Origin of the sequence: Acidovorax sp. NO-1 (assembly GCF_000238595.1) — a bacterium.
Classification (GTDB): Bacteria; Pseudomonadota; Gammaproteobacteria; order Burkholderiales; family Burkholderiaceae_C; genus Acidovorax.
The window spans coordinates 1-7,931 of sequence record NZ_AGTS01000142.1; the positions used below are offsets into that span (position 1 = coordinate 1).

General features: G+C 61.8%; 9 protein-coding genes. 5 read left to right on the plus strand and 4 right to left on the minus strand.

The features are described 5' to 3' along the window. The first annotated feature begins 407 nt into the window (after window positions 1-407). On the plus strand, window positions 408-686 hold the full coding sequence (locus tag KYG_RS19665) for a DUF4148 domain-containing protein (protein WP_008906680.1): 279 nt from the start codon (window positions 408-410) through the stop codon (window positions 684-686). A gap of 267 nt (window positions 687-953) precedes the next feature. Here KYG_RS19665 and KYG_RS19670 read toward each other — a convergent pair whose 3' ends face one another. Together KYG_RS19670 and KYG_RS19675 are read right to left on the minus strand one after the other, a co-directional pair. Beyond that, window positions 954-1,346 (minus strand): hypothetical protein, encoded by a 393-nt coding sequence (locus KYG_RS19670; RefSeq protein WP_034695501.1) that lies wholly within the window; start codon window positions 1,344-1,346, stop codon window positions 954-956. Continuing rightward, window positions 1,343-2,755: an NAD(P)/FAD-dependent oxidoreductase gene (locus KYG_RS19675; protein WP_085942626.1), complete on the minus strand. Its 1,413-nt coding sequence runs from the start codon at window positions 2,753-2,755 to the stop codon at window positions 1,343-1,345. The genes KYG_RS19670 and KYG_RS19675 overlap by 4 nt, the downstream gene beginning before the upstream one ends. Before the next feature lie 56 nt (window positions 2,756-2,811). Here KYG_RS19675 and KYG_RS19680 point away from each other — a divergent pair, with 56 nt between their 5' ends. Next, complete coding sequence (locus tag KYG_RS19680; RefSeq protein ID WP_008906683.1) at window positions 2,812-3,375, plus strand: TetR/AcrR family transcriptional regulator; 564 nt, start codon at window positions 2,812-2,814, stop codon at window positions 3,373-3,375. A 114-nt stretch (window positions 3,376-3,489) separates the two neighbouring features. Here KYG_RS19680 and KYG_RS19685 read toward each other — a convergent pair whose 3' ends face one another. After that, complete coding sequence (locus tag KYG_RS19685) at window positions 3,490-4,137, minus strand: DsbA family oxidoreductase (RefSeq protein ID WP_008906684.1); 648 nt, start codon at window positions 4,135-4,137, stop codon at window positions 3,490-3,492. Window positions 4,138-4,429: 292 nt separating this feature from the next. Between KYG_RS19685 and KYG_RS19690 the strand changes: the two genes are divergently transcribed. Continuing rightward, window positions 4,430-4,705 carry a DUF4148 domain-containing protein gene (locus KYG_RS19690; RefSeq protein WP_008906685.1) on the plus strand — a complete coding sequence of 92 codons (276 nt, stop codon included), beginning with the start codon at window positions 4,430-4,432 and terminating at the stop codon, window positions 4,703-4,705. 81 nt (window positions 4,706-4,786) lie between these two features. Beyond that, window positions 4,787-5,062 (plus strand): DUF4148 domain-containing protein, encoded by a 276-nt coding sequence (locus tag KYG_RS19695; RefSeq protein WP_008906686.1) that lies wholly within the window; start codon window positions 4,787-4,789, stop codon window positions 5,060-5,062. 80 nt (window positions 5,063-5,142) lie between these two features. Here KYG_RS19695 and KYG_RS19700 read toward each other — a convergent pair whose 3' ends face one another. After that, window positions 5,143-6,648, minus strand: coding sequence for an AMP-binding protein (locus tag KYG_RS19700; protein ID WP_034695507.1), 1,506 nt, complete (start codon window positions 6,646-6,648; stop codon window positions 5,143-5,145). A gap of 235 nt (window positions 6,649-6,883) precedes the next feature. On the opposite strand from KYG_RS19700, the gene KYG_RS19705 reads away from it, so the two are divergent. Then, on the plus strand, window positions 6,884-7,852 hold the full coding sequence (locus KYG_RS19705) for a YcjF family protein (RefSeq protein ID WP_008906688.1): 969 nt from the start codon (window positions 6,884-6,886) through the stop codon (window positions 7,850-7,852). Window positions 7,853-7,931 lie beyond the last annotated feature (79 nt).

Sequence of the window (7,931 nt, forward strand, 5' to 3'; positions counted from 1 at the left end):
TATGCAGAAAGCGCTGACAGCTATCAAATTAGGAGCATTTATACACACCGACACGGCGTCGGCTGACGGGGGTACCGTCCTGCACGCGCCCAAGCGGCCGCGCCCCAGCCACCCGATACGGCGCGAATTGGGGGCGAAACGGTCGGAATACCCCTTTGGGTAAAAACCCTATAAATCCCTGAACATTTCGACACAAAACCATACTCCCCGGGCGGTATTTGGGGCATTGGTGGGGCGATTGTTTCTATAGACGGAACAGTCAGTTTGAGATTAGGTAGTTTTTCTTTGAACGCACGCGGCGTAAAGTTCAGGTCATCGATGAAGCGCAGGTCACTGCACTTGGCATCGAACCCCGGGTCAGCACTGTGCGATCCCGGTTTTTGAAACAGTGTTTAAAGGAACTCACCATGACCGCAACCCGCATCCTCTCCATCGCCGCTGTCGCCGCTTTCGCTTCTTTCGGCGCCCAAGCCAATGACCTGTACGGCACCGACTTCCAGTCGCAAGCCAAGTCCACCCGCGACCGCGCTGAAGTCCGCGCCGAAGCCGTGCAAGCCCTGCCCAACTTCAAGAACTACCTGCCCGAGCAACAAGTGGCTGCACCGTCGGCCAGCCGCGACACCGTGCGCGCCGAAGCCATCACCGCAGCACGCGCTGGCGCCATCGCCACCGGCAACCGCAGCTGATTCCCGGCCAGGGATCTGCCCAAAAGCCCGCGAGGTGCAAGCCTCGCGGGCTTTTTTGTTGGCCAGAAAATTTGAATAGAAAAGGCCTCCAGCGCTTACCCATAAAGCGCGAAATGCTATAAAAATAGAAGCAAATCAAGCAAACCAAGCAAGTGCTCTGTCGGACTACCAACCCCGCCAGTCAAACTGCAGTGGATTCAACATCCGACCGTGAATCCACGCCCGTACAAAAATGGTTGCTGCGCTGATCCGGCGTGCTCATGTGAATCATGCATATGCGCCGGCCCCCACCAGCAACGCAACAACCAACAAACCTGCCCAACCTGGATGGCGCCCCCGTGTACCGACCAGAACCAGTAGGGAGCTTGCAAGCATTGCACCGATGAGGCTGACCACCAGCAATCTGCTTTCAACGCTGCCTGCCGGCATCCGGATGAGATGCACGATCACGACGGCAACCAGGAATCCGAGCACGGTGACGAGATGCCATGTAGCCCAAAGAATGCGCACGTTGCGCTCCCTGAGGACTTCCCCGCCTTTTGTCGGAACCACTCCCTTCACGCGCATGCGCTGAAAAATGAGAACCTCTCCCAATACGGTGTGAATCACACCGATCAAGGCCATCAAGATGGCTCCTGCAAGGTAGAAATGATCGTTCATGGGAATCGATAGAAGGTGAATGAAAAACTAAAGGGTGGAGGAGGTCTGCCCAGTCGGGGGAATTTGCGCACCACCCGCTTGATCCGGTCTGCGGCCCACAAACCGGTTTCCACCGCTCCGTCAGTCCAAGGCAAACCCATATAGTCACCACAGAGAACCACACGTCGTGTATCAGGCAGACCTTGCCGGTACTGCGCAATGGCCTGCGCTCTGCCCACGGGTGAAAGCGGCTCCGCAAACTCCCAGCGTTGCACGCGGTGCGAAATGGCATGATCGGTGGTGCCTGGCCAGCGGCTCTCAAGCCAGCCCAAGACCAGCCGAACCAGCGCATGATCGTCACTCCCCACTTGGGCACGTGCAGCCGCATCGGTCAACATCAGTGTCAAAACTTCGGGCGCAGCGGGAACCGGCAGTCGGGCAGACTCGACCACCATGGAGGCCACCACACCCTGCCCCATACCCGAGGGGTCCGGCGACAAAAGCAATCCATGCACCCCATGGAGATCAGTGGGCGTGGTCCAGGTAGCGTCCATTCCCAATGCGACGTGCACCGTGGCGGCATAGCCGGTGTCCAGCACCTGTTGCTCCATCGGGATCACCGATTGCAGCAGCTGCCTGGCAGTTGGCGCCGGCACCGCCAGCACCATCCAATCGGCTTCTACCACCTCGTCGCCACAGCGGACTCGCCACCCGTGAGGCACCTGTTGCAGAGACTCAACGTCCACCCCCGTTTGAACGTTCAGTCCGGCCGCTATCGCATGGGGCAAAGCCCCCCATCCGCCCTTTACCGCCAGCGCTTTCGAACCCTGAAAAGACATGACAGCAGTGACCAACGCACGCGAACAGCCCTGAAGCGGGTGAAAATAAAACCCGTGAATCAAGGGTGCCAACAGGTGATCTGTGGCACGGGGGCCGAACATGCGAGGGCACCAATGCTGAGCGTCTTCGACATCCACATCAGCGAATGCCGCATAACTCGATGTGTCGCGAAAGGCTGCGCCACCAGCCAAGGAGAGCGAGCCCCGAAGCAACGCAGGACACTCGCGCCAACGCAGCAATCCGCCGGTAAAAACGGTGCTCAACCGGCTTTGATGAAACCTGCACAGACGCCCTTCGCGCTCCAGGGCCGCCCACGGCGAAGTTTTTTCGATGTGACTGGACAGGCCCGACGCAGCAATCAGCGCAGGTATGTGCCTGTAGCCTGAGGACGGGAACTGGGCTCCGGTTTCAATCGTCCGGCCATGAAAGGGCGCGCTGAAAACTCTTCCACCAACCCTGCTTGCGCTCTCCAATACCTGCACCGGGAACCCGTCGTCGGTCAGCGCACGGGCTGCGGCCAAGCCAGCCAGGCCGGCGCCTATTACCACCACGCGCGGGCGTGCCGGTGTGTGTTCGGTTGCTTGAAACATGGCCGCAATTTAGAGTGCAGCCACGCACCATACACAGCCCGTATGTTGGAAAACTTATGAAAAAACTCAGTCAGGAAACGTGGATCGAAGCAGGGTTCCAGGCGCTCGACAGAAATGGCTATCAGCAACTGTCCATAGAGAAAACCGCAAGGCGTCTCAATGTGACAAGGGGCTCTTTCTATCACCACTTCGACAGCAGATCGAGCTTCGTCGATGCGCTGCTCAACCGGTGGAAGGCGGAGTACACAGACAGCGTGATCAATTTCGCAGAAGCGGGCGCAAACGCTCATGTGCGCCTGGAAAGATATCTCGAAATTGCTTCAGGAATGCAGCCGGGGCGCGAGGTTGCGATCCGGGCCTGGGCGGCAAGAGAAAGCAGGGTGCGCGAAGTTCTCCAAGAGGTGGATGCAATCCGGTCACGATTTGCCTACGAGCTCGGGCGGGATCTGCTACTGCAGCGAGACGAAGGCGAAATACAACGATTCGCACGCCTTGCCTGCCTGGCGTTCATAGGTTTTCAACAGACAGGTCCCCACGGAAGCCAGCATTTCATCCAGCTCGTGCGTGACATTCTTGACCTCGCCGGAGCAAGCGCCTGCAAAGACGGACGCGACAATTAAGAGAATAGACGTCACGCGTTCGCGTCGACACTCGGACAGCAACACATCAGCTCCCGTCACCACGTCTGTGTGCGCTGCGGTAGGCAGCAAACCGAACGATCGCCCATAGGGCCTTTAGCCTGTGGCAACTATTTGACGCAGCGCCTGCTCAAACACTTCCACCGGCTGACCGCCCTGGATGAGGTGGCGTTCGTTGATGATGATGGCCGGCACCGAGTGAATGCCGTTTTGCAGATAGAACTGCTCGCGCTCACGCACCTCGCTGGCGTAGCGGTCTGACGCCAGCAGCACACGCGCCTCGTCGGCATCCAGCCCCACGCCCACCGCCACGCGCACCAGCACCGCGTCGTCGCTCGGGTCCTGCCCGTCGGTGAAATATGCCTTGAACAGCGCGTGCTTGAGCAGCGCCTGCACGCCCTTCTCTTCGGCCCAGTGCAGCAGCCGGTGCGCATCAAAGGTGTTGTAGATGCGGCTGCGTTTGTCCATGCTGAAGGTAAACCCCAGCGCCGCGCCACGCGCCGCGATGGCCTCGCGGTTCTGCTGGCTCTGCTCGGGCGTGGCGCCGTACTTTTCCTGCAGGTGCTCGCCAATGTCCTGACCTTCTGGCGCCATCTGCGGGTTGAGCTCAAACGGCTGGAAGTGCAGGTCCAGCGCCACCTCGTCCTTGAGCCTGTCTGCCGCCTGCTCCAGCGCCTTGAGGCCAATGATGCACCAGGGGCACGAGACATCGGAGACGAAATCAATCTTCAGGATTTTGGGCATGGGACAGGACCAGGAGGTGATGGGATTGCTTCATCCTAGGCGATGGGTAGTAACCCTTGCTGGATTGATATTTTTAAATCAAAAAATAGCCACTATTTGTTTGAAAAATTGTCGTCAAAGAGAGATTGTTTCAAATTACGGAACAGTCAGTTTGATACCAGGTAGTTTTTCTTTGTACCCGCGAAGCGTAAAGTTCACCCATCGATGCAACGCAGAGCACTGCTCCCTACATCGACACCCGGATCAGCACCGTGCCGGCCGGGCCCTGAAACAGTTACTTGAAGGATTCCCCATGACCATCGCCCGCATTCTCTCCGTTGCCTCCATCGCCGCTCTGGCTTCCTTTGCCGCCCAGGCAGACACCTACGGCGCCAACTTTCAGTCGGAGTTCGAGTCCAGCCGCACGCGTGCTGAAGTCCACGCGGAAGCCGTGAAGGCTGTGCCCCACTTCAAGAACTTTGTCGCCGCGCAGGACAGCGCCCCTTCCGCCACCAGCCGCGCCGCGGTACGCGCTGAGGCAGTGACTGCCGCACGCGCTCGCACCATCGCCGTTGGCAACCGCGGCTGATCACCCCGCAGGGTGCCTGCGGTGCCCTGCGCAGACTTTACTTATTCGATTCATCGATCCCACGATTTCAAGGAATACACCATGACCGCCGCCCGCATTCTCTCCATCGCCGCCATTACCGCTTTGACTTCCTTTGCAGCGCAGGCCGACACCTACGGCGCCAATTTCCAGTCGGAGTTCGAGTCCAGCCGCACCCGTGCTGAAGTTCACGCCGAAGCCGTGAAGGCCGTGCCGCACTTCAAGAATTTCTCCACACGCCAGGAAAGTGTCTCGGCGGACGTCAGCCGCGAAAGTGTGCGCGCCGAAGCCGTGACGGCAGCCCGTGCAGGCAAGATTGCCACCGGCAACCGCAGCTGATACCGAGCCTCGCGTTTTCCCCGCCCGCATGGCGCAAGCCCTGCGGGCATTTTTTCGGGCGCGGCATACGCCAGGGCAGCTCAGCCGAGCATCGCCCGCAATGCTGTCTTGGGGACCTTGCCGTAGCTGTTCTTGGGCAGCGACGATACAAAGCGGTACTGGCGCGGCCGCTTGAAGCGCGCAATGTGGGCAAGGCACAGCACGTCCAGTTCTTGGGCATCAACGCCTTCGGCCACCACAAAGGCCACCGGCACCTCACCCCATTGGGCGTCCCGCTGGCCCACCACGGCCACTTCGCGCACCTGGGGATGCAGCAGCAGTACTTCTTCCACCTCGCGTGGGTAGATGTTGGAGCCGCCGGAGATGATCACATCTTTGGACCGGTCTTTGAGCGTGAGAAAACCATCCGCATCCAGCGCGCCCATGTCGCCGGTGCAGAGCCAGCCGTCGCGCAGTGTCTGCGCCGTGGCCGTGGGGTTGTTCCAGTAGCCTGGCATCACGGTGTCGCCGCGCACCACCACCTCGCCAGTCTCGCCGATGGGCACGGGCCGACCCGTGGCATCGACCACGCGCACCTCCACCAGCGACTGCGCCACGCCCACCGACACCATGCGTTCGACCCACCGCGGGTGATGACGGTCGGCCAGTTGCGCGCGCTGCAGGGCCGTGATGGTCATGGGGCTTTCGCCCTGGCCGTAGATCTGCACAAAGCGGTTGCCCATCACGGCCAGGGCGTTGCGCAGGTCGTCGGCGTACATGGGGCCGCCGCCATAGACGATGGTCTTGAAGCCCGAGACATCGGCGCCCGTGGCACGCACATGGTCCACCAGGCGGTGCACCATGGTGGGCGCGGCAAACAGCGTGAGCTGGCCCACCGCTGCCGCCAGCTGTACCAGCTCGGCCGGCTCGAACCCACCTGACAGCGGCACCACATGCCGCCCACCGCGCAGTACCTGGGCGTAGTTGTACAGGCCCGCGCCGTGCGACATGGGCGCGGCGTAGACCATGGCGTCGCCGGGCAGGATGTCGTCCACATCGGTGAAGTAGCAGGCCGTCATGGCCAGCAGGTTGCGGTGGGTCTGCATCACCCCCTTGGGGCGGCCGGTGGTGCCCGAGGTGTAGAACAGCGAGGCCACGTCGTGCGGCGCGCGGTCGCACACTTCGATGGGCGCATGGGCGACTGCAGTGCGGTAGGCGTCGGAGCCAAAAACCAGCACCGCGTCCTGCAGCGCACCGGCCTCGCGCACGGCGGGTGCCAGCGCTTCCGAGGTCAGCACCACACGCACACCGGAGTCGGCCAGCACGTAGGCCAGCTCCTTGGCGTGCAGCTTGTAGTTGACGGGCACCGATACGGCCCCCGCCCACAGGATGGCGTGCAACGCCTCCAGGTACTCGGGCGCATTGGCGGCGTAGATGGCCACACGGTCGCCGGGAGCCACCGCGCAGCAGCTGCGCAGATGGGCCGCCAGGCTGGCGGTGCGTGCAGCCAGTGTGCGGTAGGTCCACACCACCGTGTCACCGTGCAGTACGGCGGGCTGACCCGCGTGCAGCAGTGCACTGCGGCGCAAGAGGTGGGCAATGTTCATGGCGCCCACTGTAGGCCAGATGCGCTCCTTCCGGCCCGTGGCCCAAATCAGCGGCGAAAAATTGCCGCCCGCACGCAGCGCCCGGGCCCCTGCAGGCACAAGCCCCTACAAGCTGTGGCATTGAAACCGGCTTGCCTAGACTGCATCTGTATCCAAACACCGTCCAGGGCTGGCGCTCCCAGCGCCTGGGCTCCTTGCTTTCATTCACTCCATTGACCCTCCTCAGGCACACCCCATGACGCTGGACCAGCAAAAATCCATTCTCACCATCGCCCTCCTGGCCGCGTTTGCAGACGGCGCCAAAGATGACGCCGAACGCGAGGAAATCCGCCGCATTGCCCAGTCGCTCGCGGGCGACGCCGGCATGGCGGACCTCCCGCGCATCTATCAGGATGTGCTGCTCAAGCGCACCAGCGTGCAGGCGGCTGCACAGGCACTGAGCGAGCCCATGCACCGCCAGCTGGCCTACGAAATGGCGGTGTGCGTGTGCGACGTGGATGGCCGCCAGACCGCTGCCGAGCGCGAGTTTCTGGCCAGCCTCAAGGCCGCCCTGCAGCTGGGTGCACCGCAAACCGCAGCGTTTGATCAGGAGGCCGATGCGCTGGTGGAGGTGGCGGAAACGGCCGTGCCCATGACCCTGCCGGCAGCGGCCACAGCCCCCGCAGCAGCAACGTCGGCAGCCACCCCTTCGCAGGCGGAACTGGACAAATCCATCCTCAACTACGCCCTGCTCAACGGAGCACTGGAGCTCCTGCCGCAGTCCTGGGCGTCCATGGCCGTCATCCCCATGCAGGTGAAGATGGTGTACGGCATCGGCAAAGCCCACGGCGTGGAGCTGGACCAGGGCCACATCAAGGAGTTCATCGCCGCTGCGGGCGTGGGCATGACGTCGCAGTACCTGGAGCAGTTTGGCCGCAAGCTGCTGGGGGGCCTGCTGGGCAAGGCGGCCGGACGCGCCATCGGCGGCCTGGGCAGCGCGGCGACGGGCATGGCGTTTTCGTTTGCCACCACCTACGCGCTGGGGCAGGTGGCCAAGCGCTACTATGCCGGCGGCCGCGTGATGAGCACAGCGATGCTGCGCGACACCTTCCAGAACCTGCTGGGCCCTGCCAAACAGATGCAGTCACAGTACCTGCCGCAGATCCAGCAAAAGGCCGCCACGCTGGATGCGGCCAAGATCATGGCGATGGTGCGCGGCAGCTGATGCGTCGGGGCTTACCGATCACGCTATGTTAATAATAGCTATCAGCGCTTACCCATCAAGCGCTAGAGGCTGTTTTTAT

What these genes read in the sequence shown, in the direction of transcription:
- KYG_RS19665 (WP_008906680.1), top strand. Translation starts at nt 408, where the DNA reads ATGACCGCAACCCGCATCCTCTCCATCGCCGCTGTCGCCGCTTTCGCT.
- KYG_RS19670 (WP_034695501.1), bottom strand. Translation starts at nt 1,346, where the DNA reads ATGAACGATCATTTCTACCTTGCAGGAGCCATCTTGATGGCCTTGATC.
- KYG_RS19675 (WP_085942626.1), bottom strand. Translation starts at nt 2,755, where the DNA reads ATGTTTCAAGCAACCGAACACACACCGGCACGCCCGCGCGTGGTGGTA.
- KYG_RS19680 (WP_008906683.1), top strand. Translation starts at nt 2,812, where the DNA reads ATGAAAAAACTCAGTCAGGAAACGTGGATCGAAGCAGGGTTCCAGGCG.
- KYG_RS19685 (WP_008906684.1), bottom strand. Translation starts at nt 4,137, where the DNA reads ATGCCCAAAATCCTGAAGATTGATTTCGTCTCCGATGTCTCGTGCCCC.
- KYG_RS19690 (WP_008906685.1), top strand. Translation starts at nt 4,430, where the DNA reads ATGACCATCGCCCGCATTCTCTCCGTTGCCTCCATCGCCGCTCTGGCT.
- KYG_RS19695 (WP_008906686.1), top strand. Translation starts at nt 4,787, where the DNA reads ATGACCGCCGCCCGCATTCTCTCCATCGCCGCCATTACCGCTTTGACT.
- KYG_RS19700 (WP_034695507.1), bottom strand. Translation starts at nt 6,648, where the DNA reads ATGAACATTGCCCACCTCTTGCGCCGCAGTGCACTGCTGCACGCGGGT.
- KYG_RS19705 (WP_008906688.1), top strand. Translation starts at nt 6,884, where the DNA reads ATGACGCTGGACCAGCAAAAATCCATTCTCACCATCGCCCTCCTGGCC.